We start from the raw sequence: 26,354 nt of genomic DNA, 5'->3' as shown, positions 1-26,354 counted from the left end.
AACTTATAAACGACTTTAGATCTCTGTCGAAAAAGTGTTCGTTTCACTTTTTTATTTTTTACCGGAGAGACGCTGAAATCCCTTCACAATTTCTACTATTAAAATCATACAAATTCCAGCTCCCAAAACTATTAACCATTGTGTTGAATTTAATTCCGTGACATCAAAGAACTTTGTCATAAATGGTAATTCAACTGCTGCCATGACAACAGCTGATATCAAGATTGCCCAATTAAACCACTTATTAGCAAATGTCCTCTTAGAAAAAATTGATTGATGAATATACTTAGAATTAAAGGCATGAAATAGTTGAATAAGTCCTAATGTAAGAAAGGCCATTGTCAGAGCATCAGCGTGTTGCAGATTGGCATTACCCATGTGAGGGCCAAAGTTTAAGCCTAGTTGATAAGTAGTTAAAACAATGACACCTTCGAGTATTCCTTGGTAAACAATTGAGCTGGCAACGCCACCGCTAAAGAAGTTTGATTTCTTACCCCGAGGCGTACGCTTCATAATACCTTTTTCAACTGGTTCAAGTCCCAAGGCAATAGCTGGCAAAGTATCTGTCACTAAGTTAATCCACAGCAATTGCACTGGAGCTAAAATATCCCAACCCAGCATGGTCATCATAAATACTGTTAAAACTTCCCCGACATTACAACTCATGAGGTAAAGAATGGCTTTTTGAATATTGCTAAAGACCTTGCGTCCTTGTTTAACTGCTTCAACAATAGTTGCAAAGTTGTCGTCTGCTAAAACCATATCACTGGCACCTTTTGATACTTCTGTACCAGTGATGCCCATACCAATTCCAATATCAGCTTGCTTTAAACTAGGTGCGTCGTTAACTCCGTCCCCTGTCATAGCCACAATTTTGCCTTGGGCTTGCCAGGCCTTAACGATACGAACTTTGTGTTCTGGAGAAACCCTGGCATAAACATCAAAATCAGCTACATGCTTTTCCAGATATTCATCACTAAATTCATCCAGCTGTGCACCGGTAACTACCCGCTCATCTTGGCCAGGCTTCAAAATGCCCAGTCTTTCTGCAATTGCCTGAGCAGTAACTTGAAAGTCACCTGTAATCATAACTGTTCTAATACCGGCACTGTGAGCTTCTTTAATAGCCTCTTTTGCTTCAGGACGCTCTGGGTCTATCATCCCCACCAAGCCAGCAAAAATCAAGTCCTGCTCAACATTATCAGTTGTAGGATCATCATATAATTGCTCAACTGGTTTATAGGCTAACCCCAAAACTCGCAAAGCATTTTTAGCCATATTTTGATTTGAAAGCATAATTTCATCTTTTTGCTTCTCAGTAATCTCACTGACTTTACCATCAAGTTCAATCCGTGTTACCCGTTTGAGCAGTTGATCCGGTGCCCCTTTAACCGCTACAAAATATTGTCCGTTATCTTCATTGACAGTGCTCATTAATTTACGGCCGGAATCAAATGGCACTTCCTGGAGCCTCTTATGATTTGCAAGCAAATTATGCACATCAATTTTTTGATCAAGCGCATACTGAACCAATGCAGTTTCAGTTGGATCACCCAACAATTGATTATTATCGTCAAGTTTTGAATCATTAGCTAAAACCATTGCCATTAAAGCATGATTATCAGTACTGATTCTATTGAAAGAATTATGAACCTGGTTATCATAATAAACCTGTTCAACTGTCATTTTATTTTGGGTTAAAGTACCGGTTTTATCAGAACAGATGATATCCGTTGCTCCCAACGTTTCCACTGCTGGTAACTTACGCACAATCGAATTGTGCTTAGCCATTACCTGAGTACCAAGAGCCAAAATAATGGTTACAATTGCAGGCAACCCTTCTGGAATTGCAGCAACAGCAAGTGAAACTGCCACCAAGAACATATCGATTGCTAATTTATCCGTAGGTTCTGTTCCCTTTTTAGTAAAAAAGCCTACAACAAAGACTACAGCACAGATCAGCAGAATCATAATAGTTAGCGTTTTACCAAGCTGATTTAGATTACGCTTTAATGGTGTATCCGTTTCATCAGTGTTGTTAAGCATTGTCGCAATCTTTCCGACTTCAGTATTCATACCTGTTTCAGTGACAATGCCTTCACCGCGACCGTAAGTAACATTAGTATTAGCAAATGCCATATTATCTTGATCTGCTAGTGCTACTTTTTCTTCATTAATAGGTTCACTAGTTTTGTCAACCGGAACCGACTCGCCGGTTAAAGCTGATTCTTCGATTTTGAGACTTTTGGTAAGAGTCAAACGCAAATCTGCCGGTACAACATCACCCGCTTCAAGTAACACAACATCCCCAGGTACTAATTCCGTACTTGGTATTTCTACAATTTGGCCATCACGACGTACATGGGCGTTAGGAGTAGCCATTTTCTTTAAAGCATTAATTGCCTCCTCAGAACGTGTTTCTTGAAAAACGCCTAATACTGCGTTCAAAATGACCACAATCATGATTATTGCCGCATCTGTCCATTCTTGAGCTACAAAGCCTGAAAGCAACGCTGCAACTATCAAAACAATAATCATAAAATCCTTAAACTGGGCTAAAAAACGTTGCCAAATGCTGATTTTCTTTTTGCTAGTCAAACTATTAGAGCCATATTTTGTACGCAATTCTTCTATTTGGTTTACGCTTAATCCTTGACTTGATGATGTTTCTAACTCTTGAGCTACATCTTCAATCTTTTGATTGTAAAAATTCTGGGGCATTGTTACCTCCTAATAACAAAAAAGAGACTTATATGTACAACACACACAAGTCTCACTATTTAAGATAAGTCCAGAAGTATTTCTTCGGGTGTTGGGCTTATCGCAAGTAATTGCTGTTACTCCCTTATGATGATTCTTATTATAAATAAAATTATTGTTTTTAACAAGAATAAGGCTAATTAAATTAACCGAATAAAAGCAAAAACATAGCTTCTCTTATTAAGAAACTATGTTTTTAACTAACAATATTTACTTGAGACCTGTCCATTTCCATTCAGTAACTTCAGGCATATCTTTACCATTATCACGAATGTATTGGTGGTGTTTTGCAAGCAATCTGTCCATTTCTGCCACAAAGCCGGCACTCTTTTCAGCGTAACGAGGAACACTTAAAATGGCATCCTTTGCTAAATGGAATCTATCAAGTTCGTTAACCACCCTCATATCAAACGGTGTAGTAATATCTCCTTCTTCTTCATAACAATGAATATGAACATTGCCACGCTTGCGACCAAACCAAATGGATTGCATCATTGCCTTATAGCCATGCCATGCAAAGATTACTGGCACATCGCTTGGGAATAATTCAGCAAATTCTTCATCAGAAATTGCTTCTGGGTTATCCTTAGTATTCATCAATTTCATAACGTCAATTACGTTAATATAACGAATCTTGAGATCAGGGAAATTCTTATGCAAAATGTCAATTGCAGCAAGAGATTCCATTGTCGGCTCCGTTTCAGTTGAAGCAAATACAACATCAGGCTTAGCATTTTGGTCAGTCGATGCCCAATCAATGTATGACAAGCCGTGGTTTGCAATACGAGTTGCTTCATCAATTGAGAACCACTGAGGTCTTTCCTGTTTTGAAGTAACCAAAATGTTGATGCATTCGCGATCGCTGAAAGCTTTTTGTGAAATAGCGAGTAATGAATTAGTATCAGCTGGTAAATACTCATGAACTAAATCTGGACGATTCTTTTCATACATGTGAGTCAAGACACCTGGGTCTTGGTGAGTATAACCATTATGATCTTGTTGGAAGACAGTTGAAGTTGCAATGAAGTTTAATGATGGATAATCCTTACGCCAATATTGTTCCTTAGCTTTTCTTAACCATTTCATATGTTGAGTCAGCATTGAATCTACAACACGACCAAATGACTCGTAAGTAGCAAAGAAACCGTGACGACCTGATAAAACGTAACCCTCAAGCCAGCCTTCGGCTTGGTGTTCTGATAATTGAGAGTCAATTAAACGACCACTTGGTGCCAAGTTTTCATCATTAGGTGTATGAACGGAGCTTTCCCATTGCCGTTTTTGTTCATCAATAAACTTAAATAAGCGGTTAGACTTAGACTCATCTGGTCCAAAACCCCGGAAAGTATTTGGATTTAGTTCAGCAATTTCGTTCAAATATTTAGCCCATTCCGACATGTCTTCAGCTTCAATAGAACCTGGTTGATCAAATTTTAAGGCATACTTACGGTAATCAGGCAAACTAAGACGCTTAGCTTTCTCCCCACCTGCATTAGTGATTGGGTTCATGGCCATTCTGCTATCGCCAGTAACATTATCAGCCGTGACTATTTCAGTTGGAACGCCATTTTCATCGAATAACTCTTCCGGTTTATAACTCTTAAGCCAATCAACCAGCATATCTTTATGTTCCATGTCATTTTGAGCGACTGGAATTGGAATCTGATGAGCCCTAAATGAGTTTTCAATTGGATTACCATCAAGATCCTTCTTTGGACCTGTCCAACCCTTTGGTACACGGAAAATGATCATTGGCCAATGCGACAAAGTTTCATCATTATTCTCACGAGCATTCTTTTGAATAGCCTTAATTTCTTCAATCACGTTATCCATCAATTTAGCCATTTCTTCATGAATCTGCATGTGGTCTTTATAGCCATCAAACTCGCCGCCCTTGTATGCAGAAATAATATAAGGATGCCAGCCCATGCCTTCAAAATACTTGGTCAATTCTTCATCTGACATTCTAGAAACAATAGTCGGATTTGAAATCTTGAAACCATTAATTTGCAATATTGGTAAAACTGCCCCATCTTTGATAGGGTTAATAAACTTATCACTAAACCAGCTAGCTGCAAGAGGACCTGTTTCAGCCTCGCCATCACCAATTTCAACAGCCGCAATTACGTCAGGATTATCTAAAATTGCACCTGTGCCATGAGAAAGAGAATAACCTAGTTCTCCACCTTCGTGCATCGAACCGGGGGTTTCAGGTGCAGCATGTGAAGCAGACCCGCCAGGGAAGCTAAAACGTTTAAAGAGCTTGGCCATCCCTTTTTCATCTTGTTGAATTTCAGGATAAAGTTCACTATAAGAACCATCAAGGTATGAATTAGATACCATAACCTGACCACCATGACCTGAACCTTCAATATAGAACATATTTAGGCCATATTTTTTGATAACTCTATTTAAATGAGCATAAATAAAGTTTTGTGGTGAAATAGTACCCCAGTGACCAATTGGTTTAGGCTTAACTTCACTTGCTTTCAAATCATGTTTTAATAATGGGTTACTCATTAAGAAAAGCTGACCTACAGATAGATAATTTGCTGCACGCCAGTGAGCATCAACACTTTTGAGAAATTCTTTTGAGTCGTAATCAACTGCCATTTTTATTCTCCCTTTTTAATATTTGCTAAAATTCATTTGATAAACATATTATAGCAAGTTTTTGTCAAAGTTCAACCATTTTAAAAATTGGTTCGTTCCAATTTCTAAAAAATAAGTGTTTAGTTATTGCCGAGTAGATAAGTAATACTATTATTATGGTATTTTTTATTTACAGATCAGCATATTTATGTTCAAATACTGATAAATACTTATTTTTTAAATTAAATACTGAAAAAGTGATTAAACAAAATTTATTCTAGTGCTAAATTAGGCACAGGAGAGGTAAAATGACACAAGAAGAACGCCTGCGACAAATTAAGCAAATGCTTAATAAAGAAAATCATTTGAGTACTCGCAAGTTAGCTGATTATTTCAAAATTTCTTTTGATACAGCTAGACGAGATGTAGTTCGTTTAACTGCAACTGGACAAGCAATTCGTGTTCATGGTGGATTAGTAGCGATAGACCGTAGTGATGTACCCAACTTCCTCATGAGAAGTCAAATAGATTCACCAGTTAAAACTAAAATGGCAAAAATGGCTCAAAGATTTATCCATCCTAACCAGTGTGACTTTATTGGTCCATCAACCACTTTAAAGAAATTATGTGAATTAATTTGTGGTACTGACTTGCAAATCGTTACTAACTCAATTGATAATTCATTAGCTCTGATGCAATCTAAATTACCTAATGTAAGACTTCTTGGAGGCAAAATAGATAAGGAAGACAGATTTAATTACTCTGTTGATTCACTTGAACTTTTGCAAAAAATAAGTTTTAATACTGCTTTTGTTGGCACATCAAATGTTAGAAGCGATGGTATCTATTCAGCAAAAATGAGTGATTCAGAATTAATCAAGATTGCATGTTCAAGAGCTAAGCAAGTGGTTGTAATCGCAGAAAAATATAAATTTAATAGTCAAAATACTTCTCCTTACATGTCAATTCCGCTTAATAAGATTGACGTTTTAATCACAGATTTGCCTTTATCTGAAAATTTCCAAAAAAATTTTTCACCAAAGACACAAATTATTTCGATATTGAGGAAGTGAGGTTATGAACAACTTTTTTTGATAGCTTATTTTCTAAAAAAAAGCAACTAATCGAAGAAGTTTATAAAGATTTAGATCAGTTTTATAGGAGTTTCTACTCTAATATATATAATGAATTGAATATTTATAAATATAAGCAAATTCGTGATGCTATTGGTATGGTAATGCGTAAGTTTGACAGTCACGATCACCCATTAGATTATACTGGTAAATTAGTATTGTATATTGAAGCTTGTGTCGCACTTCAGCATTTGCATTTAACGACCTTGCAGCAAAAACTTTTACATGATTTAGGTGAAAAAACTAAAAACATTAACTTAAATTTTGTTTATTCTGGACGGATCACGGATATGCAACAATTTAGAAATGTTTGATTTTTTTTAAATAGAATGTATCCCAAAAAAGCAGGCTTAAGCCTGCTTTTTCTATTTATTCAAATTAACAAATGTATTGAATTTCATATATTGATAATGAATTCGCATTGTAGAAACTTCAAATGGAGTTCCATCATCCAAAAAGAAAATACCTTCCATCACTCCCACTGGTTCACTCTTTTTTAAATTAAGGCGAGATTGGTCTTCATTATTTGAAGGCTCAACAGTAATATTCAGAAACGCTTTGGTAACGACTTTATTTTGCGAATCTTCTAGGTAATTAAAAAGTGATTTTTTCAAGTGTTCAGGTTTTAACTCAGGAACAATTTTAATAGGCACATAGCCTGTTTCAATTAAAAATGGTTGTTCATCTAGAAAGCGCAGCCTTTTAAACTCATAAACAAAGTCATTTTCTTTAAGGAATAAGTCTTGTGCTATCCCTTTCGGAGTCTTGATTACGCTAAAAGAAAGCAATTTGATTCCCTGCTTTTTACCAGGAACCTTCAAACTATCAGTCAAACCTAGGTTAGACCCTTCATAACGAAACAAAGATTGATTTTTTAAATATAAAGGGTTAATAAATGTTCCGCTGCCTCTTTTTTTAAAGACAATACCTTGTTGAGAAAGCATCTCCATCGCCCTTTTCATTGAGGAACGACTTACTTGATAGTGTTCAGCTAGACTACGCTCGTCTGGAAGGCGCATCCCCTCATATTTGTTATCTAGAATATTTTGTTTGATATCACGCATCACAGTACGATAAACGAAATCTGCCATTATCTACCTCAATTATTTATATTCCTGATGGAAGAAACTAACCATTCTGAAAATTGAACTCGGTCAACTTTTACACCAACTTGAACATTTGCCGGTTTATTAAAAAAGTTATTAAAATCAATCAGCGAAGCACCATAGGCACTTGGACTTTTGGTATCTACTATGACATAAGCTGGCTTAAAAGCAAACATTTCGGGCTTTACCAACATACCAGCTGCCAGTGCATCGTAAACTTCACGGCCATTGGTTTCAGTATGATCATGTAAATTACTCATAATATGATAGAGCATATCTCCCGTTCTGCCCGATTGCTTAATTTGATCCAAAACATCTGGAGTCACATATGCTTGATGTCCTAATTCGAGTGGTGCTAATAAAATTTTTATGCCACTTGAAAAAACAATCTGTGCTGCTTCAGGATCGCCCGCAACATTATATTCTGCATAAGGCCCCCAATTGCCACGACCGATTGCACCACCCATAATTACCAGTTGCTCAATTTTAGGCAAATCTTCTGGAAATTGTCTAAAGTAAAGCGCAAAATCTGTTGCTGGTCCAATTTGCATTAACGTTACTTTTTCAGCGCTGCCAGCAACAACTTCATGAATTGCCTCTGCAGCAATACCTGGTTTTAATAAGTTGTGATTGGGCGCAGGAAAGTCAAATCCAGCCAGTCCACTCTTTCCGTGGACATCTGAGGCATCGATTTGATCTCGCAGTAAAGGTCTGACAGCACCACTTACAACGGGGACAGTGGTTTTTAAAAATGTTTCCAATTTTAAAGTATTGTCCAGAGTATTTTTCAATGGTACATTGCCCCAAGTTGCTGCTATCAATTTAACATCAAATTCAGGAGCAAATAAGGCAACGGTAATTGCAACAACGTCGTCAATTCCGGGATCTGTACTAATTATTAATGGTTTTTTTAACATAAGTATCCTCTTTTTAAAAATGGTTATAAAACAATAATACCAAATTTAGCTACTCGTTGCTGTAAAAATAAAAAGAGCTGGCATTGAAATAAGCCCCGAAAGTTAGAAAACTATTTGGGACTTATTTCACTCATAGTTATGTTTCAAGCTAACTTAAAAGCTACTTTTTTCGATCTTCGATCTTGCCATTAGAATGTGCAATGAATGCCTCATCGCACATCCCAAGAAAAAGCCCATGTTCTACCACGCCTACGGTATGATCCAAATAGTCAGCTAAACCACCAGGAACAGGAATAGGATCAATATTCAAATCGATAATAAAATTGCCATAATGAGTTACAAAGCGTTCATTTCCTGACATGCGCCACTGCGGATTTAAGCCCTCGGATTGAAAAAGTTTAAAATTTTGTTCACACGAAACAGGTAAAACCTCAACAGGCAAAGCAAAGCCGCTTAAACGCTCAACTACTTTAGATTCGTCTACAATCCAAATTATTTTGCGAGAATTTATTGCAACATTTTTTTCCATGGTCAAAGCGCCACCGCCGCCTTTAATACCATCAAAGTTAGCTGCTAACCTGTCTGCGCCATCGATAGTCAAATCAAGTTGATCTACTGCATTCAAGTCATCAACATGAAAACCGTAGCTTTCCATTTGCTTCTTGCTTCTGCTTGAAGTCGTTACCACAGCATCAAGGTCAAGTCCTTCTTCTTTTTTTCTTCTGCCTAATTCATCAATTAAAAATGCTACTGTCGAACCAGTGCCTACTCCCAGTTTCATTCCTGATTTGACTAATTCAGCAGCTTTTACGGCAGCCTGTTTTTTTAACTTATCCTGCTCTTCTTTATCCATAATTCATGCTTTCTAAAACTATATTATTAATTGTCATTTTAAATCAATTATAGCAAAAGTAATATAAAAAGAAGATACAAAAAAGCAGTCAAGACTGCTTTTACACTTCACTTAATTATTCTGGATCAATTTCAGGAGCCTTGTTAATTTCGCCTGACATCATCCAAATTCTCTTTTCTACATCAGTGTGGAAACCAGTTAACATATCATTAGTTGAATAGTCTCCTTCTTCATCACTGACTTTAATGCCTTCTTCATAGAGTTGATCAAGGTAATGGTAATCTTCAATAATTTTTGCATAACGTTCATCTATTGTTTCGTTCCAATTGCCCTTTTCATCAGGAATCTTAGTTTTAGCTGCTATTTCACCTAAGGTTGAAACTGGAGAACCATCAAGAGTAATTAAACGTTCAGAAACTTGATCCAGTTGGTCAGCTAATTCGTCCATTACCTTATCTAAATATGGATGTAATTTCAAAAAACGATTACCACGCATGTACCAGTGATGTTGATGAACAACCATGTGTAGTTGAGTCAAATCAGCAACTAATTGGTTTAAAACTTCTTTAGTCTTTGGATATTTCATATAAAAGTGCCTCCAAAATCTATTAACATTGTTACACTTTTATTATAGCCAGTAAGCGCTATTAATACTAAAATATTGTTTAGCATTTTTTACTCCTACTATAATCTATAATAAAAAAATCTGCCTTTACCAGACAGATTTTAAATAATCTATTTTTTTATGCAACATCTGGGGTTGCATTGTTCTTCTCTTTCTTTAGAGTGACATTGTCATAATGCTTAATAAACGGATACCAGATTAGAAATGCAACTATTGCACATATAATTGCGAGGATCCCTCCTTGCCAACTTGTCGTAGCTAAGTAGCCGCCAATACCAACTGGTGTTGGCCAAGGCTGTTGTACTCTAATGACCGGAACTATCCTTGCCGCAATAGCTAAATAAGCTACCAGACCGGAAGCCATTGGAGCACAAATAAACGGCACAAATAAGTCAATATTATACACAATTGGCAACCCGAACAGAATTGGTTCGTTTATATTGAAAATTGCTGGTACAATTTCAACTTTACCTAATTCTTTCAACTGTGTTGAACGTGCTCTTAATACCAGCCAGATAGCAACACCTAATGTGGCACCTGAACCACCAATTGTAACAAACGCATTTAAAATTTCACCAGCAAAAACATGGTGAGTACCTTGATTAACATTTGCCTGCATATTGGCTAAAACTATTGGTGAATAAAAGGAGCTAATAATTGTTGCGCCATGAATTCCAAACCACCATAAAAAGTGAATTAAAAAGAGTATGATCAGGAATCCCCACCAAGTATCTGCAATATTGCTGATGAAAGAAAACGGGATAAATAACACATTGAATAAATCAGTTCCTGCCAAAACTAAGGCCATATTAATTGCCGACATCACTACAGCAACACAAAAACCAGGTATCATGGCACTAAATGAGTTTGCCACTCCTGATGGGACTGAATCTGGCATTTTTATTTGCCAGTTGTGCTTAATTGTAAAGCGATAAATCTGAACGGTTATCCACGCAACCACTAATCCAATAAAAATACCTACAGCACCTATACGATAAATACCGGTTAATGGAGCTGCTTGGTATCCGCCAGCAACCATTTTGTCTTTAGTAAATATGGTTATAAATTCTACTCTGCCATTTTTCCAAACTAATTCAGCTACGGTAATAAAGAACCCCATTAGGAACATCATCAAGCCATCTATAGGTATCAAGTTTAAATGTTCTTCATCACGGTAAATTTTTGTATAAGAGTAAGCAAAAGTGCCAGAGAAAACTAGTGCGATGATTCCCATAGTAGCATTATAAACAGACTGAAACAGATTAGTAAGACGACCTATTGTTCCCGCATACCAAGTAGCAAACCCGGGAACGGGAATTGCTTGCGGCAATACAGTCAAAATTAAGAAAATGGACCCAATTATCGAAAATGAAATAACGCTATAACCCGCGTCCATAATCGACCTTACAAATCTTGTGGCAGCAAATTTACCGGCCACTTCAGCAATTCGATCTTTTATTGGTTTTTGATTTGGTTCAGCCATAAAATATACTCCTCTCAGATAGTAATACATAATTAACTACTATTAATAAATATTGTAAGCGTATTCAAATAAAATGCAACTATTTGTCCTTTATTACAGTTTCGATTGCATTTAAATATTTATCTTTTCCAATAATAATGTTATGTATTCTACGTTCACAGAAATAAGCTAACAAAATGCCAGCTAATAAAATAGCAATCATAAAATAACTTGAACTTGTACTGGTTATAAAAGGGAAGATTTGCAATTTAAAAGGTAAAAACAGACAAACGATCAGAAAAGTATTAGCAACAATTTGTATCCAAAAATAAATTCTTGTAATTGGTACATCACTCTTGTGGTTGTACATTTTTGTTAACTGTTCTATAGCAGCAATGCTGGAGAATAGAGTTAGTATACCAGATAAAATTATCCCTAAGAGTTTTTTATATTGAACTAAAATTAACAGCCAAAAAAGGTTAGCAAACCAAAAAATGACAACACAATAACGGACCATTAGATAACGGCTAAAATAAAGATATTTGATCTTATCATTATGCTTTTTACGTTCAACTTTATTTTTCTCTGAAGAACTATTCATTTTAAGCTTCATTCCTTTACTATATTATATTAACAAGTATAGTCTAAATTACTCAAATAATGATAATAATTGTACGCCTTGAACTATAGGTAATAATTGTTATAAAATATATCTGTTAACGCTATCACAATTAACTAAAAAGGAGATAAAAATGTATTCAGCAAAAATGCCAGATGGATTTTTATGGGGAGGAGCCGTTGCTGCTCATCAGTTAGAAGGTGCTTGGAACGAAGATGGCAAAGGAATGTCAGTTGCTGACGTCATGACAGTAGGTTCTGCTTCTAAGCCACGCGAAATCACTGATGGAATTATTGCAGGCAAAAATTATCCTAACCATAGTGCAATAGACTTTTATCATCACTATAAAGAAGATATAAAATTAATGGCGGAAATGGGTTTTAAAGCCTTCAGAACCTCCATAGCCTGGACTAGAATTTTTCCCAACGGTGATGATGAACAGCCAAACGAAGCCGGTTTAAAATTTTATGATGACTTGTTCGATACTTGCCATCACTACGGCATTGAGCCAGTAATTACTTTATCTCACTTTGAAATACCATTTAATTTAGTTAAGAAATACCACGGCTTTACTAACCGCAAATTAATTGATTTCTTTGTTCGCTTTGCCACAGTTTGCTTCAAACGGTATCAAAGTAAAGTGAAATACTGGATGACATTTAATGAGATCGATAACCAGTCTGCATACAATGATGATTTTTTAATGGCTACAAATTCGGGAATTATTCTCAAGAAATTGACTGACAAAGAAAAAGAAGCTGCAATGTATCAAGCAGCTCACTATGAATTAGTTGCCTCTGCCTTAGCTGTTAAAGTTGGACATAAGATTAACCCAGATTTTCAAATTGGTTGTATGATTAACTATTCTCCAGTAAGACCCTTGACCCCTTCATCTGCTGATATGCTTTTAGCGGACAAGTTTGAACAGCGGCGCGACTGGTTTTCAGACGTTCATGTTTTTGGTGAATATCCGAAAGAAGTTGAAACATATATTGAACGAAACGGCTATCGTCCTGATATTACTGACGAAGACAGAATTGTACTGAAAGAAGGTACAGTAGATTATGTGGGCTTTAGTTACTATCAAACAACAACTGTATCAGCCCAAAATGTAAAAGCTGATGAATTAAGTGACTTATCTAAAGCAAAAGCCGCTAATCCAACTTTGGAAAAAAGTGATTGGGGCTGGGAAATTGATCCAGCTGGCTTAAGAATTGCTTTAAACCACTTAACTGACCGCTATCATAAACCTTTATTCATCGTTGAAAATGGCCTGGGTGCTTACGACAAAGTTGAAAAAGAGGGATCTATTCACGATGATTACAGAGTAGATTACTTAAGAAGGCACATTTCTGAAATGGAAAAAGCAGTTGAAATTGACGGTGTTGACTTAATGGGTTACCTGCCATGGGGCCCAATTGACTTGGTATCTGCTGGAACGGGCCAAATGGATAAGCGTTATGGATTTATCTATGTAGACAAAAATGATGCTGGTGAAGGCACTTTGAAGCGCTCACGCAAAGATTCATTTGATTGGTATAAAAAAGTTATTAGTTCAAATGGTCTTGATTTAGATTAATCTCGTAACTTTAAAAAATTAGCATTTTTTAAAAAAAGTAAATTTAATACACGGCACTTATATAAGTGCCGTGTTTTTCTTATTCAAATATTAAAAACATGCTTAAAAAGCCGATACACTTTTTCTAAATTCAAGTGATAAAGTTATTTCTAATCTTTAACACAAAAAAGGCTCTAAGCTCTTTTTTAATTAGCTTAAAGCCTTTTTTTTGTTTTTTAGAAGTTGCTAAATAACTGATCTATTTGCTGATATTCATCTGTCGTCAAATTAACATGCAAAGCAGCTGCATTGCTTTTAACTTGATCAGCGTTACGAGCACCAGGAATTACAACACTAATTGCTGGATTTGCCATATACCAAGCTAATACGGTTTGTGTAACCGTTGCTTGATGATCAGCAGCAATTTTTCGTATTCCATCAATCCCTTTCATAGCATCTTCATACTGCTTTTCACTGAAATCTCCCAATAATTGTCCACCATCACTATTTTTAAACTTTTCCCAGTCTTTTAGATAGTATTTTCCTGTTAAAAGTCCTGATGCTAATGGGAAGAAAGGTACAAAGGAAATATTATTTTCCTGTAAGTACTTTAATTCCTCTTTAACTGGAGCTTGGTGAACTAGGCTGAACTGGTCTTCAACAATATCAACTTTGCCATTTTTATTTGCTTCTTTAATCTGATCTAAAGAAAAATTGGAAACGCCGATTGCTCTTATTTTGCCTGCTTTTCGTATTTCATCTAAAGTTTCAATTACTTCATCTTTTGGCGTATCCTTGTCTGGAAAATGAATATAAAAAATATCAATATAATCAGTTTTCAACCTTAACAAGGCTTCATCGACTGCTTTTTTAATAAATTCAGGACTATTATTGATAGCCATATCATGAGACTTATCTTGGGCAGCCTTAGTAGCAATTATTACTTTTGAACGATCATAGTCTTGCAGCACATCACCAATAATTTCTTCAGATCTTCCAAGACCATATACATAAGCTGTATCAAAAAAATTAATTCCTTGTTTTAAAGCTTCTCTTAAAAGATCATAGCCATCTTGTTCATCTAAATTCTGAAATAAGTTATGTCCACCAACTTTGTTAGTTCCTAAACCTAACGGAGTAGTATAAACGTCACTTTTACCAATTTTTATTTGTTTCATGTTGATTCTCTCCTAAATAAATGACTTGAGAGGCTCAAGGCAATAGCTTTGGAATTTATACATATAAGAAAAAAGCAGACCATATTTCATTAAAGCTAAATCAATTATGACAATTCAATGTTTTTAGCTATGGAATTTATAAAAAATCACCAATATTAAACTGATTGAGATACCACAGTCATTAGTTTTTAATTACTTATTCTCAGTTTCTTTCTTTAACGCATCTGCTTTAAAAAGTTTTTCATAGAGATCTACCATTTCTCCAGCCAAATCCCTAAAGGTTATTGCATTCATCAAATGATCTTGTGAATGGACTACCAGAAGGGTAACCTTTGTATGATCTCCTTGAGCTTCTTTTGTTAACATCCCTGTTTGAGAATTATGTGCTTCGTTCAAAGATTGATCCGATTCTTTCAATTTAGCACGTGCACCTGCAATGTCACCCTTTTTCGCGAGACGAATAGCTTCAAATGCAAGGCTTTTAGCGTTACCACCATTGGCAATAAGTCCCATGGCTGCTTCTAAAGTTTCTTGTTCTTTTTGTTCAGGTGTTTCCTTTTCAGACATCGTAATCCCCTTATCCGTTAATTAAGTCTTCTGCTTGTTGTAAAACCTTTTTACCATCCATCATGCCATAAGCACGCATATCAATAACTCCAAGAGGAATGTCCTTACCTTCTTTTCCTTGACCTTGGACTTTATTCTTAAAGTCATCTTCCATATAACGAATTTGAGGTCCAAGCAACACACAGTCGGGATGATCTTGTTCAATGTGTTGTGAAGCTTCTGAAGCTGGACACGCAAAAATATGTGCGTCAATACCCTGATCCTTCGCAGCTTGCTGCATCTTAGTAACTAACAAAGATGTACTCATTCCAGCACTGCAGTTAAGCATAATAGTTTGTTCTGCCATAATAATACTTTCCTCCTAAAATGTATCCTAATATTAATATCTTCTATTATAGCACGTTTAAAATAGCGCTTACTAATATATCCATTAATTTTTACATTATTCGAAATTTATAATTACATCTAATTTTTTCTAATTAAAAATAAATATTCGTGGTTATGCACTACTTTGCTTACCACGAATATTAATATAATATAGTCTAAATGTATCTTTTAAAAATTTACATAATAATTTGCCTATGGTCTTTTAAAAAATCAATTAAAATCGTCTAAAAGTCATAACAATTCCAGCAATACCAATAATTAGCAAAGCCAAACCAATAATTAAAGATGTCCACATTGCAAGTGGCATAAATCCATTATTGGTACCTTTATGCAAAATTCCACGGATATAAACGACACTATTAACTATTTGATAAGACCCTAAGGCCATCATAATCACAGCAACGATCATTAAAAAAGCTGCACTTGTTAAAAAGTTTGTCATTTTAACACCCTCTTTTAAATTAACTTACTATATTATAAATCAATTTTACCACCTTTTGAAATTAAGGTGCGGAAAATTTATCATATTTTTTTAACTTTAAATTTAAAAATGATAAAACACACAAATAAATCCGCCAACTAATAGTATTATCCCAAAAATGAAAGCAAAAATAATTGCAAAAAGCGAGAACCCATTATTTGTACCATTCTGCAAAATTTTCTTAGCATATTTGTAACTGCTAATTATTTCAAAGACAGCCAATACAATTAAAACTATGCCTATTATTTTCTGAAATACTATACCATTGAAAAAGCTTCTCATTACAACCGCCTTCTTCGATATTAAAAAAGCCCTTTCATTTTAGTTTTTCCTATTATAAGTCTTTTAATAAAAAAAGTATAGCATCTCTGCTATACTCTTTTATTTAGAATTCTTCATCTGCTGTCCTAGAATCAATAGCTTGGTAGTGATAAACTCCAGTTTTACCTGCCTCTAAAGTAGCAGAAAGCAACTTGTCCGTTTCTAACTGACTGCGATTGATGAATAGTTCCAACAGCATTGGAATATTAACACCTGTAATAATTTCTATTTCAGGATTACTCTTAAGCAAGCTGACCAGCGTATTAAAAGGAGTTCCTCCCTTTAGATCCGTTAAACAAAAAACTGTTCCTTTAAGATCGCTAATTTTCCCACTTATTTCTGCTTTTAATTGTTCTAAAGATTCACCTTCTGTGAAACTCACGGTTTGACAGTTTTCTTGTTTTCCGCAAATCATTTCTGCTGACTTTAATAATTCAGGTGCTGAATTACCATGTGTACAAATAATTACTCCAACCATATAATCACACTAAAACTAATAATCTAAGCAGCGGTAATAACGGCGTATATCCATCGGGTGACGGTTAATATGCTCAATATGAACATCAATTCTGTTATTAATGGCATGGAAGACAAACGGCGACAAGGTGCCACGATATTTTTCAGAAAAACCTGGCAGATCATAATCTTTAGAGTCTATAATTGTATAATTACCGCAGATTTCAGGTAAAAATTTGGCAACACGTTCACTTAATGGTCGTTGACTGTCTTCACCGACATAGACGGTAACTGGAGTATCACGATCAACAATTTCAAACATTCCATGGAAAAATTCTGCAGCTTCCACTGCGCGAGTCCTAATCCAGTGTTGTTCTTCCCAATAGCACATTGCATATGAGTAAGTTGCACCCCATTGATTGCCGGCACCGACAAAATAATGAATTTCATCGTCATGGTGCTTTTCAGCAAACTCTTGAGCAAATTTATCTGCATTTTCTTCAATGTCAGCAATGTCTTTTGCAAAATGTTGATCCATTTCTTGATAAAATTCGTCATAATCTGGAAATTCGCCATTCAAATACATTAAACGGTCTCCAACCATAAAGAATTTTAACTGTTCATTTTCAGGATAAGAAATACAATATGTTAGCATTGAAGCTAATTTAGCTTTCGGATCGTCCATAAAACCTAAAATGATTGCACCAACTTGGTTTAATTTTTTAACTGCATCAACCATTTCTTTAGTATTTCCAGTAACTGAGGAAATCACCACTAACGTCTTATCGGTAATACGTTTATTTCCAGTTACATTATATTCAGCAGCATTTTGATAAAAAGTTTCTAAAGCACTTTTTTCCTTCATGTGGATATTTGCCTGCATCCCCGAAGCATAGGTACCACCGATTCCTAACCAGCAAATATTGGTTATGCCTTTTTTAAATAGTGGATCAAGCACATCGTTAATTTGGCTCCGCAGTTTAAGAGCACCAGTCATACTATCAATTAATTTTTGTTTATTAAACTTACGCATTTTTCTTCCTCTTTTTTTAAAATTATTCTATATTTTTGAAGCTGTTATCTGATCAAAATCTGGGTATGCAGAATGTTGCAAATCTATCTTCTTCACTTGTGATAACTTATAGGCCAGCAAGTGAATCGGTACAGTCATAAATAAAGAAGTTAAAAGCTCGTTTGTTGTGATACCTAGACTGAGGTCGTTAGCTGCTTCACTTTGATCTTTACCAGGATAAATTGTATATACATTTTTAACATGCTTATTTAAGAACCGCTTTAAAAGATCCATTCTATCGTGAAGCTTTCCCATCGGGTCTAAACAAATGATAAAGTCATCCACGTTCAATCCCAGATAAGGACCGTGCATGTATTCTTCCAGTTCTTTTCCCCACGAATTAATTCTGACCGTTTCAGTTGTTTTAGTTTCACCTTCACGGCTAACACCATAAGTTGCACCGTAGCCAATAAAAACTAATCTTTTTGCTGTGGTAAATTTACTAATATTATTTTCAACCCAGTTGCTTGCACTATTAATTGCTTCAGGCATCTTAAGGACTATATTTTTTATTTCAGACAAAAGTTTTGTAAATTCTACAAACGAAATTTTGCCTGTTTTTTGTGCAATTAACATAGCTAATAACATTAAATCTAAAATTTCTACGCTATACCCAGCACTGACATATGGCATTTCTTCAATAGGCATACCCATATCTAAAACGTGATGACAAACTTTTCCAACTGGACTATCAAGTTCACTTGTTAAAGCAAAAACTGTATTACCGGCATCTTGTAATCGCTGAATAATTTTTACTACAGAATAGCTGTGACCGCCTTGAGATATCGCAATACATAAAGAATTTTGACTAACATGAAGCAAGTAATTTTCAGCTATAGAAGGCTCTTCAATTTTTACTGGCATTTTTAAAATATTGCTCATGAATGGCAATGCACCATATGCGGCATTTGAACTAGAACCTGTTGCATAAATGACAATATTATCAAAATTTTTATTTAATTGAGTCAGTTTATTGCTGAACAAATCAGAATAGTTCTGCAAAACCGCTTCATAGTATTTTGGTTCTAAGTGGACATAATCTTCTATACTTTTCACAAGAATCTCCTTTAGTTACTGACCCAGCAGTCCTGACCAGGCACCAAATATTCCGATTGCTGCTATCAGCAACAAAATATATTGTGATTTCCAGCCCTTTTTATCAAGCCAGAAAATAAAGAATGTGAACAATAGAGGTAAAATACCAGGAACAATGCCATCACAAATTTTTTGAACGGTAGTCGCTTCAGCACCACTACCAATTTTCAAAGGCATTTTCAAAGTTACCATGGTCGCAACCATAGCCCCGACAACAGCAAGTCCTAAAACAGAAGCACCATAGGTTAACTTATCCATTAATCCAGTCTTTTGCACTTTATCAATAAATGATGAACCGATATTGTAGCCAATAAACAAACCATAATATCTAGTGATAATGGCCGGAATATTAAAGATCAATAAGAACAAAATTGGTCCTAAAATATTTCCTTGCATTGCAAGAGAAGTACCTATTCCCGTGGCAATAACCCTTAACGTACCCCAAAAGAATGAATCACCGATACCACTCAAAGGACCCATTAGAGCAACTTTAATGTTATTGATTGAAGCTGCATCAAAATCAGGATCAAGTTCGTTTTGCTCTTCCATCGCAATTGAGATACCTAAAGGAAAAGTACTGAGCCATGGAGTAACATTATAAAATTCCAGGTGACGTTTATAGGCTTCTTTTAATTTTTCCTTGTTTTTGCCATAGATCTTTCGTAAAGCAGGAACCATTGAGTAAGCATAGCCAAGATTCATTTGGCGCTCATAATTCCAAGCCCATTCCATTGTGAACGACCGCCAGAAAGTTTTCATTAAGTCCTTTTTGGTGAGTAACTTAGAATTCTTCATCTTCATAATCTATGCCTCCATCATCTGAATCTTTTTCATTTGTATTATTAGAATTAGCAGCAGTATTTACCAACGGTTGACCTTTAAATGCGGAATAGCCAGTTAGAATAAGAGCCAAACATGCGCCGAAAATGGCTACGCCAGTTACTGATACTTTGAGATAGACTGCCAAAGCAAAACCAATAATAAAGAAAGTGACATTATTTTTGTTGACCATCATCTTAAGCAGCAGAGCAAAACCATATGCTGGTAGAAGACCTGTGGCAATTCCCAAGCCATTAATAATGAACTGAGGAATAACGGCTAAAATCGCCTTAATTACTGGGCTACCTAACACATAAGAAATGCCAACTACTAACCCTATTGGCAAGTTAACCGAGAAAAAGCCTCCCAGAACGTTCATCCGACTTACACCACTACCATCGGCTTTTTCAGCATATTTATCAGCACGGTGAACGAAGAACGGTAATATGAAAATAAAGCACAGATTTTTGATTACCAAAACAAGAGATGCGATAGGAATACCTAGTGTTAAAGCAACAGCAGTGCTTTTACCAGCTTCAATTGCAAAAGCAGTTCCCAAAACACTACCGGAAATTATTTCTGGGGGAATTGCTGCACCAATAGAAAATGAACCAACAAAGGCTAACTCTAAAGTTGCCCCCATAATAATTCCCTGATGCAGGTTACCCAACACCAAGCCAGTTAACGTACAGGTTACAAGTGGCCTTGACAGCATGGATGAACCTACAAAATATTCGCCATTACCCATCATCGCAATTAAAGCCAAAATAATTGCGGTTAAATATACATTCATTATTTACCTCCAATCATTTTTTACGAAATTCTTGTCTTTCATCATTTGGCACCTGTTGAATCCAGACATCCACTCCCTTTTGTTGCAGTTGATCTAATTCACTGGCTTCTTCTGCAGTTAAATTAATTGTTTTAGAGTAGTTTTCTGTTCCTTCTCTGGGCTTAGTGCCACCAAGATTAAGGCCGGTTATTTTATCACCAGTTCCCTTAATAAGTTCAACAGCGTCAGCAACTGATTCAACTACAATCAACATTTTATATTTGTCCGTTATGCCCGAATTAATTGCTTTTATGCTGTCTGCAACAGACTTCATTACCAACTTAGACTTTTCTGGCTTGGCCAGCCTGATAGCCGACTTACGGAAATCATCATGGGCAACATCATCGTTTACTACAAATATCGTGTTAACATCTAAACTATTAAACCAAGAAACAGCTACTTGTCCATGGACCAACCGGTGGTCAACTCGCACTAGTTTAATCACTTTTCATTCCTCCATTAACTAAAATCTATTGAGTACCTTGTTTTTAAAGCATCTTGCAGTCTGTACTCTACGGCTACAATTTTGCCTTCTCTAGTTGAGAATAGGTTCATAATTTTAAACACTGGGTCTTTTTCCTGAATATGAAATTGTTTACTAATTTCTTCGGTTGCTTTAATTAATTGAAAGTCTTGATAGACATCATTCGGCTTATGGATACCAGTATTGACTGCTTCAATTATTGACATTACTTTTAAACAATTAGGATCAAATCCCGGAAAGTTATCAAGAAGCAGAAGTAAATGTTCACATGTGATTTCATTCTTAATTTCAGCAGCAAAGGAGATATCATATAGCAATTCGTTTGAACTTACGTTAAAAACCGCAGCGTAATATGAACCAACCAGTCTTAAATAAGTTTCTTTAAATTTAATTTTGTCTGAGGACTCCAAGTATAAAGGCTTGATAATACCAGTCATTTCCAAAATATTTTGTTTAGAAATTATTGGAGCAACAAATAAACCACTTCCTTTTTTACGGACAACCTTATTTTCAGCTACTAATTTATTAACAGCCTTTCTAATTGTTGTTCTACTAACATCATATCTTTTTTGTAATTCAACCTCATTGGGTAAAGTACTACCTGGTGGATAACCACCATTAACAATTCTTTTATCCAAATCGGCATATACTTCTTTAAAAAGCAAAATTATTCCTCTTGATAATCATAAATATTATTAGCATTAAAATGATATTTAAATTTATTTCCTACTAAATATTGAGTTGTACTCTCAATTGGTAAGTCATCGTCTTGATAATTGAAACTGTTTACTTGATAAAGAGGAGTACCTTTTTTGACTTTCAACAGACTGCTTATTTTTTTATCGGCCAAAAAACACGAGATACTTTCTTTACCATAAGTTGGCTTCACATGATACTCCTTCTCCAGAACCTCATAAAGCGATTTATTAGTAAAATCAATCTTTTCCATTCTGCTAAAATTCTTTTGACTAAAATACGTTATCTCATATGTTAGGGCAATATCTTTAACAAACCGAACTCGCTCAATTTTAATAACTGGCCCGTTTGAATTAAAAAAATCATCTAATCTCTTGGGCATTGTTTCGATAGTTGTTGCCAGATGTTTGATGCTAACTGTCTTATTTTTAAATTCAGTAGTCATTGATTCCATTCCCAGCATATTAATGTCAATTTTATTGTTAGAAATTATTCCTGTTCGCTCTTTTACCAGTATTTGTCCCTCATTTTTGAGCCCATCCAATGCATGTTTCACTGCATTACGACTAACTTGCAATTTCTCAGAAATTTCGCGTTGTGAGGGTAAATCTTTCACTTTTTTAAAGTGGATTAAAAATTCTAAATACTCTTGAACTTGAACCGCAGCAGTTCTCTCTTTGAATTCCATGATATCTTCTTCATTCTGGTATCATTATTTTATTTAATTGCTTCTCTTTTTGCAAATTGTCTTTTGTTTAAGACGTTTACTACGTACATTTTCTATTTTTAAAGTATATCTTTTAAATTTTTGATACCAGATTTATAGTAATCGCTTCCACAGTTCTTGTCAATATTTTTTTATTTTAGTTTCCAATTTTCTCAGAGCATTTTTAAAGTGAAATATACCCTAACTGTTGGTAATTAAAGGCAAAGTAAAGTAAAATATTTAAGGATTAAAAGGGAGTGGCACAATGTCGAGACTTGAAAAGCCTGTCGTAATTGGTATTACTGGTGGTTCAGGCAGTGGAAAAACTACCATTGCACAAAAAATAGTTGCTCAAATGCAGGAAGATGAGCATCTCCTGATTATGACACAGGATTCTTATTATAAAGATAATACTGGCATCCCTATGGATATACGAATGAAGATCAATTATGATCATCCCGATGCCTTTGATGTACCCTTACTAGAAAAGCAGCTACGCGACTTGTTAGCATACAAAGCTATTGAGATGCCTGTTTATGATTTCAAGGAGCATACTCGCAGCAAAAAAACCATTCATAAAGAACCTGCTGATATCATTATTCTCGAGGGAATTTTAGTTTTAGCTAATAAAGAAATTCGTGATTTAATGGATATTAAAGTATATGTTGATACGGACGATGATATTCGCTTTATTAGACGTTTAGAGCGAGATTTAAGTGAACGTGGGCGCTCAATTGACTCCGTAATTGATCAGTATCTGAGCACGGTTAAGCCAATGTATCATCAATTTATAGAACCTACTAAGCGTTATGCTGACATTATTGTTCCTGAAGGTGGCAAAAATGATGTGGCAATTGATATGTTGACTACTAAGGTTCATTCTATTTTAAGTAGAAAAGAGCAATAAAAAAGGAGTAAATGCATTACTGGCATTACTCCTTTTTGCGTATTTAATCAACTTTTGGCTTTAACGCATTATCGAATAAATTTGTGATCAGTTTAACTAAAACGCCATCGAAAACTAGCGCAGAAATGATATTAGTAATAAACATCACAATTTGAACCTGCATACTGAATTTACTCCAACCATATAAAATATATGATGGAATGAAACAGCCAAATGATGCAAAGAATGCACCGGTTAATACGCTTTTCCAGGTAAACTTTTGGTAACACTCTTTTTTAGGAAAAAAACCAATTTCATTAGTTGCACCTTGAATGACACCTGAAAGAATAGTAGTAGCTCCCCACTGCCCACCAATCGCCATTTCAACAATTGATGCCAGCAGTTCACCTATTGTTCCAGAGCCAGGCGTAGGAACAAAATACATTGCCAGTGGTCCCGCCATAAGCCATAAACCAGAAAACACAGTGTCTGTTACTGGCGCAAAACCTGTCGGTACCAAGAGCATCTTAACTAAATTAAAAGCCCAGTTAAAACCATAGGTATAAATAACACCCATAATGATACCAATTAATGCAATTAAAATAATTGACTTCACATTCCATTTCGAAGACCTTGTAAACATAAAAATACTCCTAACTTTATATGTCATTAGGAGTATCTTTAGTAACTAAATTTAACACTTCCCTAACGCAGGTATTATCCCGTTCAGGTTCAGAGGGTATTTCTCAGCTATTTGGCACCCCTAGTGACTGATATTCATTTTTTATTAGTATATCACATTTTAACTAGTTTTTCTGCTCTATTCAAAAGAACAAGTGTTTTTAAAACTGACTAAAACTTGCTAATTTCTCTTTTGTAAGATCACGAATAATAGCCAGCGTCAGATCTACAGAAGCTTTAAAATCGGAATAAGCACTAAAACAATATGGCGAATGTTCATAGCGCACTGGAATGCCAATTACAATAGTTGGTGCTCCGTTTTCATAATAAATTGCAGCTCCATCTTGTCCACCACCAGTACGAACCGACCGAGTATACGGAATATTATTTTTATCCGCTAAATCACAGGCATATTGCTGAAATTTAGGATTAGGTAAAAAGGACGTATCCATGTCACGCAACATTGGTCCTCGTTTTAACCCTGTTTGTGATAACCATTCTGGAGTAAAAGTATCGTCAGCAGGACAAGATTCCAAGACTATAGCTAAATCCGGCTTTACCGCTCTAGCTGTGACATATGCACCTCGCAAACCCACTTCTTCCTGACTCGAAAGTGCAGCAACAACGTTAAAATCGCATTGTTCGTCCTTTAAATTGTCCAGGACATCTGCCATAGCAGCTGCGCCAAAACGGTCATCAAAGTCCTTACCGAAGAATAGACCACTTTTTTCATTGTATTCACATTTAACATCAACAAAAATTGGACAACCAGTATCAATTTGATAATCATTTATAGTTTCAGCTCGAGAACTGGAGCCAACATCAATAGACATATCTGCTACATCGGGTACATTATTTTTTTCAGCTGCAGTCATAAAGTGCGGGGGTTTAGTTGCAACTACTCCGGGCACATACTCACCTGCACGATTCTTTATTTTGACGCGTAAAGCAGGGATATTGTATTTGACCCAGCCACCCAATGGTACAAATTTAATCATTCCATTAGGCCGAACAGCCTGCGTAATAAAACCAACAGAGTCGGAATGAGCATCTAATTGAATTACCGGTTGATCTTTTTTATTTTCTTTCTTAGCTGCATATACGTTGAGCATGCCATCAACTTTGACATTAGCAAAATCATGCACTGTTTCAGTAAACAATTTAACAAATTCTTCTTCAAAACCTGAAGTAGAATTAGCATCGGAAAAAGCTTTGAGCATTTTAATTTCTTGTTGTTTATCCATTTTTTTACCTTCCACTTAAAATATCTTATCTATTAATTCTACCAAAAACATGAGTTACAGGCCTTAAAAAAATAAATAAGATGATAAATAATCCTACTGCTTTTACTAGTATATATGCTTTTTGTACGTAATTTAGTCCATAAATACTTAAATTGCTTCAAAATAATCTGTTTTTCTAGCCAAAAAATGATATAATCGAAAATATTAGAAATTTTAATTGTTTTAAATGAAGGGTAGATAAATGCCAAAAAACGACAATATTAATAATATTATTGATCATAAATTGTTTAGTGAAGATGACATTCATCAGATGTGTGTCAAGCTAGGAAAGCAGCTTACTACAGATTATGCTGGTAAAAAGCCTTTAATTGTTGGAGCACTTAAAGGTGCCATCTTCTTTTTAACCGATTTAGTAAGAGAAATGGATGTTAAAGCAGAAATTGATTTCTTGGACGTTTCCAGTTATGGTAACGAAATGGAGTCTTCCGGCAAAGTTAAGCTTGTTTCTGATTTAGCAACAGATGTTAAAGATCGTGATGTGTTAATTGTTGAAGATATCGTTGATACTGGGTTGACTCTGGATTTTATGAAAGAATTGCTTAAAAAACGTGGTGCTAAAAGCGTTAAATGCTGCGTTTTACTTAACAAAGAGGCAAATCGCAAAGTAGACGTTGATATTGAGTACTATGGTTCAAAAGTAGGAAATGAGTTTGTAGTTGGCTACGGACTTGATTTTATGAATTTTTACCGTAATTTAAAATATATTGGTGTATTAAAACCTGAAATTATTAAATTAGTTAATAATAAATAAAAAGGAGTTGTCT

At 35.3% G+C, this 26,354-nt stretch carries 27 protein-coding genes and 1 riboswitch; of the genes, 5 read left to right on the top strand and 22 right to left on the bottom strand.

The features are described 5' to 3' along the window. Positions 1 to 51: 51 nt before the first annotated feature. Both H3T43_RS05900 and H3T43_RS05895 read right to left on the bottom strand, forming a co-directional pair. A complete protein-coding gene (locus H3T43_RS05900) occupies positions 52 to 2,721 on the bottom strand; it encodes a calcium-translocating P-type ATPase, PMCA-type (RefSeq protein WP_198213242.1) in 2,670 nt (889 codons plus the stop codon). Positions 2,722 to 2,970: 249 nt separating this feature from the next. Next, entirely contained in the window at positions 2,971 to 5,373 is a 2,403-nt protein-coding gene (locus H3T43_RS05895; protein ID WP_198213241.1) for a phosphoketolase family protein, read from the bottom strand. 287 nt (positions 5,374 to 5,660) lie between these two features. Here H3T43_RS05895 and H3T43_RS05890 point away from each other — a divergent pair, with 287 nt between their 5' ends. Together H3T43_RS05890 and H3T43_RS05885 are read left to right on the top strand one after the other, a co-directional pair. Then, positions 5,661 to 6,425: a DeoR/GlpR family DNA-binding transcription regulator gene (locus H3T43_RS05890; protein WP_034977158.1), complete on the top strand. Its 765-nt coding sequence runs from the start codon at positions 5,661 to 5,663 to the stop codon at positions 6,423 to 6,425. A gap of 50 nt (positions 6,426 to 6,475) precedes the next feature. Beyond that, positions 6,476 to 6,799, top strand: coding sequence for a bacteriocin immunity protein (locus H3T43_RS05885; RefSeq protein WP_198213407.1), 324 nt, complete (start codon positions 6,476 to 6,478; stop codon positions 6,797 to 6,799). Between the two features lie 51 nt (positions 6,800 to 6,850). On the opposite strand, the gene H3T43_RS05880 is transcribed toward H3T43_RS05885, so the two are convergent. From H3T43_RS05880 to H3T43_RS05855, 6 genes are all read right to left on the bottom strand, one after another. Beyond that, positions 6,851 to 7,576, bottom strand: a complete 726-nt coding sequence (locus tag H3T43_RS05880; protein ID WP_198213240.1) for a GntR family transcriptional regulator — start codon at positions 7,574 to 7,576, stop codon at positions 6,851 to 6,853. An 8-nt stretch (positions 7,577 to 7,584) separates the two neighbouring features. Then, positions 7,585 to 8,508, bottom strand: a complete 924-nt coding sequence (locus H3T43_RS05875) for a nucleoside hydrolase (protein WP_198213239.1) — start codon at positions 8,506 to 8,508, stop codon at positions 7,585 to 7,587. A 160-nt stretch (positions 8,509 to 8,668) separates the two neighbouring features. Beyond that, entirely contained in the window at positions 8,669 to 9,361 is a 693-nt protein-coding gene (gene rpiA, locus H3T43_RS05870; protein WP_198213238.1) for a ribose-5-phosphate isomerase RpiA, read from the bottom strand. Between the two features lie 115 nt (positions 9,362 to 9,476). Beyond that, positions 9,477 to 9,947, bottom strand: a complete 471-nt coding sequence (locus H3T43_RS05865; RefSeq protein WP_034977145.1) for a DNA starvation/stationary phase protection protein — start codon at positions 9,945 to 9,947, stop codon at positions 9,477 to 9,479. Between the two features lie 157 nt (positions 9,948 to 10,104). Continuing rightward, complete coding sequence (celB, locus tag H3T43_RS05860; RefSeq protein WP_198213237.1) at positions 10,105 to 11,469, bottom strand: PTS cellobiose transporter subunit IIC; 1,365 nt, start codon at positions 11,467 to 11,469, stop codon at positions 10,105 to 10,107. 79 nt (positions 11,470 to 11,548) lie between these two features. Next, entirely contained in the window at positions 11,549 to 12,049 is a 501-nt protein-coding gene (locus tag H3T43_RS05855; protein ID WP_198213236.1) for a PTS cellobiose transporter subunit IIA, read from the bottom strand. A gap of 151 nt (positions 12,050 to 12,200) precedes the next feature. Here H3T43_RS05855 and H3T43_RS05850 point away from each other — a divergent pair, with 151 nt between their 5' ends. Continuing rightward, a complete protein-coding gene (locus tag H3T43_RS05850) occupies positions 12,201 to 13,646 on the top strand; it encodes a 6-phospho-beta-glucosidase (RefSeq protein WP_198213233.1) in 1,446 nt (481 codons plus the stop codon). A 215-nt stretch (positions 13,647 to 13,861) separates the two neighbouring features. On the opposite strand, the gene H3T43_RS05845 is transcribed toward H3T43_RS05850, so the two are convergent. The 12 genes from H3T43_RS05845 to H3T43_RS05790 form a co-directional block, all read right to left on the bottom strand. Further along, positions 13,862 to 14,803 (bottom strand): aldo/keto reductase, encoded by a 942-nt coding sequence (locus H3T43_RS05845; RefSeq protein ID WP_198213231.1) that lies wholly within the window; start codon positions 14,801 to 14,803, stop codon positions 13,862 to 13,864. A gap of 192 nt (positions 14,804 to 14,995) precedes the next feature. Continuing rightward, positions 14,996 to 15,370, bottom strand: coding sequence for a PTS lactose/cellobiose transporter subunit IIA (locus H3T43_RS05840; RefSeq protein ID WP_034977130.1), 375 nt, complete (start codon positions 15,368 to 15,370; stop codon positions 14,996 to 14,998). A gap of 10 nt (positions 15,371 to 15,380) precedes the next feature. After that, a complete protein-coding gene (locus H3T43_RS05835) occupies positions 15,381 to 15,716 on the bottom strand; it encodes a PTS sugar transporter subunit IIB (protein ID WP_034977128.1) in 336 nt (111 codons plus the stop codon). Positions 15,717 to 15,971: 255 nt separating this feature from the next. Continuing rightward, on the bottom strand, positions 15,972 to 16,199 hold the full coding sequence (locus tag H3T43_RS05830; protein WP_198213229.1) for a hypothetical protein: 228 nt from the start codon (positions 16,197 to 16,199) through the stop codon (positions 15,972 to 15,974). Positions 16,200 to 16,623: 424 nt separating this feature from the next. Beyond that, positions 16,624 to 17,037, bottom strand: coding sequence for a PTS sugar transporter subunit IIA (locus H3T43_RS05825; RefSeq protein ID WP_198213227.1), 414 nt, complete (start codon positions 17,035 to 17,037; stop codon positions 16,624 to 16,626). A gap of 15 nt (positions 17,038 to 17,052) precedes the next feature. Next, complete coding sequence (locus H3T43_RS05820) at positions 17,053 to 18,048, bottom strand: SIS domain-containing protein (protein ID WP_198213225.1); 996 nt, start codon at positions 18,046 to 18,048, stop codon at positions 17,053 to 17,055. 27 nt (positions 18,049 to 18,075) lie between these two features. After that, positions 18,076 to 19,143 (bottom strand): SIS domain-containing protein, encoded by a 1,068-nt coding sequence (locus H3T43_RS05815; RefSeq protein ID WP_198213223.1) that lies wholly within the window; start codon positions 19,141 to 19,143, stop codon positions 18,076 to 18,078. A 15-nt stretch (positions 19,144 to 19,158) separates the two neighbouring features. Further along, the gene (locus H3T43_RS05810; protein ID WP_034977109.1) at positions 19,159 to 19,983 is read right to left on the bottom strand and encodes a PTS system mannose/fructose/sorbose family transporter subunit IID; all 825 of its coding nucleotides are present in this window, start codon (positions 19,981 to 19,983) and stop codon (positions 19,159 to 19,161) included. After that, positions 19,964 to 20,794, bottom strand: coding sequence for a PTS sugar transporter subunit IIC (locus H3T43_RS05805; protein WP_034977107.1), 831 nt, complete (start codon positions 20,792 to 20,794; stop codon positions 19,964 to 19,966). The genes H3T43_RS05810 and H3T43_RS05805 overlap by 20 nt, the downstream gene beginning before the upstream one ends. Positions 20,795 to 20,807: 13 nt before the next feature. Continuing rightward, the gene (locus H3T43_RS05800) at positions 20,808 to 21,278 is read right to left on the bottom strand and encodes a PTS sugar transporter subunit IIB (RefSeq protein WP_109585971.1); all 471 of its coding nucleotides are present in this window, start codon (positions 21,276 to 21,278) and stop codon (positions 20,808 to 20,810) included. 14 nt (positions 21,279 to 21,292) lie between these two features. Continuing rightward, positions 21,293 to 21,982: a GntR family transcriptional regulator gene (locus tag H3T43_RS05795; protein ID WP_223896792.1), complete on the bottom strand. Its 690-nt coding sequence runs from the start codon at positions 21,980 to 21,982 to the stop codon at positions 21,293 to 21,295. Between the two features lie 2 nt (positions 21,983 to 21,984). Next, positions 21,985 to 22,701 (bottom strand): GntR family transcriptional regulator, encoded by a 717-nt coding sequence (locus H3T43_RS05790; RefSeq protein ID WP_198213221.1) that lies wholly within the window; start codon positions 22,699 to 22,701, stop codon positions 21,985 to 21,987. A gap of 283 nt (positions 22,702 to 22,984) precedes the next feature. On the opposite strand from H3T43_RS05790, the gene udk reads away from it, so the two are divergent. Next, a complete protein-coding gene (gene udk / locus H3T43_RS05785) occupies positions 22,985 to 23,626 on the top strand; it encodes a uridine kinase (RefSeq protein WP_198213220.1) in 642 nt (213 codons plus the stop codon). A 43-nt stretch (positions 23,627 to 23,669) separates the two neighbouring features. On the opposite strand, the gene H3T43_RS05780 is transcribed toward udk, so the two are convergent. Beyond that, the gene (locus H3T43_RS05780; RefSeq protein ID WP_198213219.1) at positions 23,670 to 24,248 is read right to left on the bottom strand and encodes an ECF transporter S component; all 579 of its coding nucleotides are present in this window, start codon (positions 24,246 to 24,248) and stop codon (positions 23,670 to 23,672) included. Positions 24,249 to 24,290: 42 nt separating this feature from the next. Further along, positions 24,291 to 24,380: riboswitch (TPP riboswitch) on the bottom strand. Between the two features lie 67 nt (positions 24,381 to 24,447). Continuing rightward, positions 24,448 to 25,530 carry a M42 family metallopeptidase gene (locus H3T43_RS05775; protein WP_198213218.1) on the bottom strand — a complete coding sequence of 361 codons (1,083 nt, stop codon included), beginning with the start codon at positions 25,528 to 25,530 and terminating at the stop codon, positions 24,448 to 24,450. 241 nt (positions 25,531 to 25,771) lie between these two features. Here H3T43_RS05775 and hpt point away from each other — a divergent pair, with 241 nt between their 5' ends. Continuing rightward, entirely contained in the window at positions 25,772 to 26,341 is a 570-nt protein-coding gene (gene hpt, locus H3T43_RS05770; RefSeq protein ID WP_034977086.1) for a hypoxanthine phosphoribosyltransferase, read from the top strand. Positions 26,342 to 26,354: the final 13 nt, after the last annotated feature.

Source organism: Lactobacillus sp. M0396 (assembly GCF_016101625.1).
Taxonomy (GTDB): Bacteria; Bacillota; Bacilli; order Lactobacillales; family Lactobacillaceae; genus Lactobacillus; species Lactobacillus huangpiensis.
This window is presented reverse-complemented; position numbering and strand designations above follow the sequence as displayed.

Excerpts from the sequence above, each read along its gene's own strand:
- H3T43_RS05900 (WP_198213242.1), bottom strand. The coding sequence starts at position 2,721 with ATGCCCCAGAATTTTTACAATCAAAAGATTGAAGATGTAGCTCAAGAG.
- H3T43_RS05895 (WP_198213241.1), bottom strand. The coding sequence starts at position 5,373 with ATGGCAGTTGATTACGACTCAAAAGAATTTCTCAAAAGTGTTGATGCT.
- H3T43_RS05890 (WP_034977158.1), top strand. The coding sequence starts at position 5,661 with ATGACACAAGAAGAACGCCTGCGACAAATTAAGCAAATGCTTAATAAA.
- H3T43_RS05880 (WP_198213240.1), bottom strand. The coding sequence starts at position 7,576 with ATGGCAGATTTCGTTTATCGTACTGTGATGCGTGATATCAAACAAAAT.
- H3T43_RS05875 (WP_198213239.1), bottom strand. The coding sequence starts at position 8,508 with ATGTTAAAAAAACCATTAATAATTAGTACAGATCCCGGAATTGACGAC.
- rpiA (WP_198213238.1), bottom strand. The coding sequence starts at position 9,361 with ATGGATAAAGAAGAGCAGGATAAGTTAAAAAAACAGGCTGCCGTAAAA.
- H3T43_RS05865 (WP_034977145.1), bottom strand. The coding sequence starts at position 9,947 with ATGAAATATCCAAAGACTAAAGAAGTTTTAAACCAATTAGTTGCTGAT.
- celB (WP_198213237.1), bottom strand. The coding sequence starts at position 11,469 with ATGGCTGAACCAAATCAAAAACCAATAAAAGATCGAATTGCTGAAGTG.
- H3T43_RS05855 (WP_198213236.1), bottom strand. The coding sequence starts at position 12,049 with ATGAATAGTTCTTCAGAGAAAAATAAAGTTGAACGTAAAAAGCATAAT.
- H3T43_RS05850 (WP_198213233.1), top strand. The coding sequence starts at position 12,201 with ATGTATTCAGCAAAAATGCCAGATGGATTTTTATGGGGAGGAGCCGTT.
- H3T43_RS05845 (WP_198213231.1), bottom strand. The coding sequence starts at position 14,803 with ATGAAACAAATAAAAATTGGTAAAAGTGACGTTTATACTACTCCGTTA.
- H3T43_RS05840 (WP_034977130.1), bottom strand. The coding sequence starts at position 15,370 with ATGTCTGAAAAGGAAACACCTGAACAAAAAGAACAAGAAACTTTAGAA.
- H3T43_RS05835 (WP_034977128.1), bottom strand. The coding sequence starts at position 15,716 with ATGGCAGAACAAACTATTATGCTTAACTGCAGTGCTGGAATGAGTACA.
- H3T43_RS05830 (WP_198213229.1), bottom strand. The coding sequence starts at position 16,199 with ATGACAAACTTTTTAACAAGTGCAGCTTTTTTAATGATCGTTGCTGTG.
- H3T43_RS05825 (WP_198213227.1), bottom strand. The coding sequence starts at position 17,037 with ATGGTTGGAGTAATTATTTGTACACATGGTAATTCAGCACCTGAATTA.
- H3T43_RS05820 (WP_198213225.1), bottom strand. The coding sequence starts at position 18,048 with ATGCGTAAGTTTAATAAACAAAAATTAATTGATAGTATGACTGGTGCT.
- H3T43_RS05810 (WP_034977109.1), bottom strand. The coding sequence starts at position 19,983 with ATGAAGATGAAGAATTCTAAGTTACTCACCAAAAAGGACTTAATGAAA.
- H3T43_RS05805 (WP_034977107.1), bottom strand. The coding sequence starts at position 20,794 with ATGAATGTATATTTAACCGCAATTATTTTGGCTTTAATTGCGATGATG.
- H3T43_RS05790 (WP_198213221.1), bottom strand. The coding sequence starts at position 22,701 with ATGGAATTCAAAGAGAGAACTGCTGCGGTTCAAGTTCAAGAGTATTTA.
- udk (WP_198213220.1), top strand. The coding sequence starts at position 22,985 with ATGTCGAGACTTGAAAAGCCTGTCGTAATTGGTATTACTGGTGGTTCA.
- H3T43_RS05780 (WP_198213219.1), bottom strand. The coding sequence starts at position 24,248 with ATGTTTACAAGGTCTTCGAAATGGAATGTGAAGTCAATTATTTTAATT.
- H3T43_RS05775 (WP_198213218.1), bottom strand. The coding sequence starts at position 25,530 with ATGGATAAACAACAAGAAATTAAAATGCTCAAAGCTTTTTCCGATGCT.
- hpt (WP_034977086.1), top strand. The coding sequence starts at position 25,772 with ATGCCAAAAAACGACAATATTAATAATATTATTGATCATAAATTGTTT.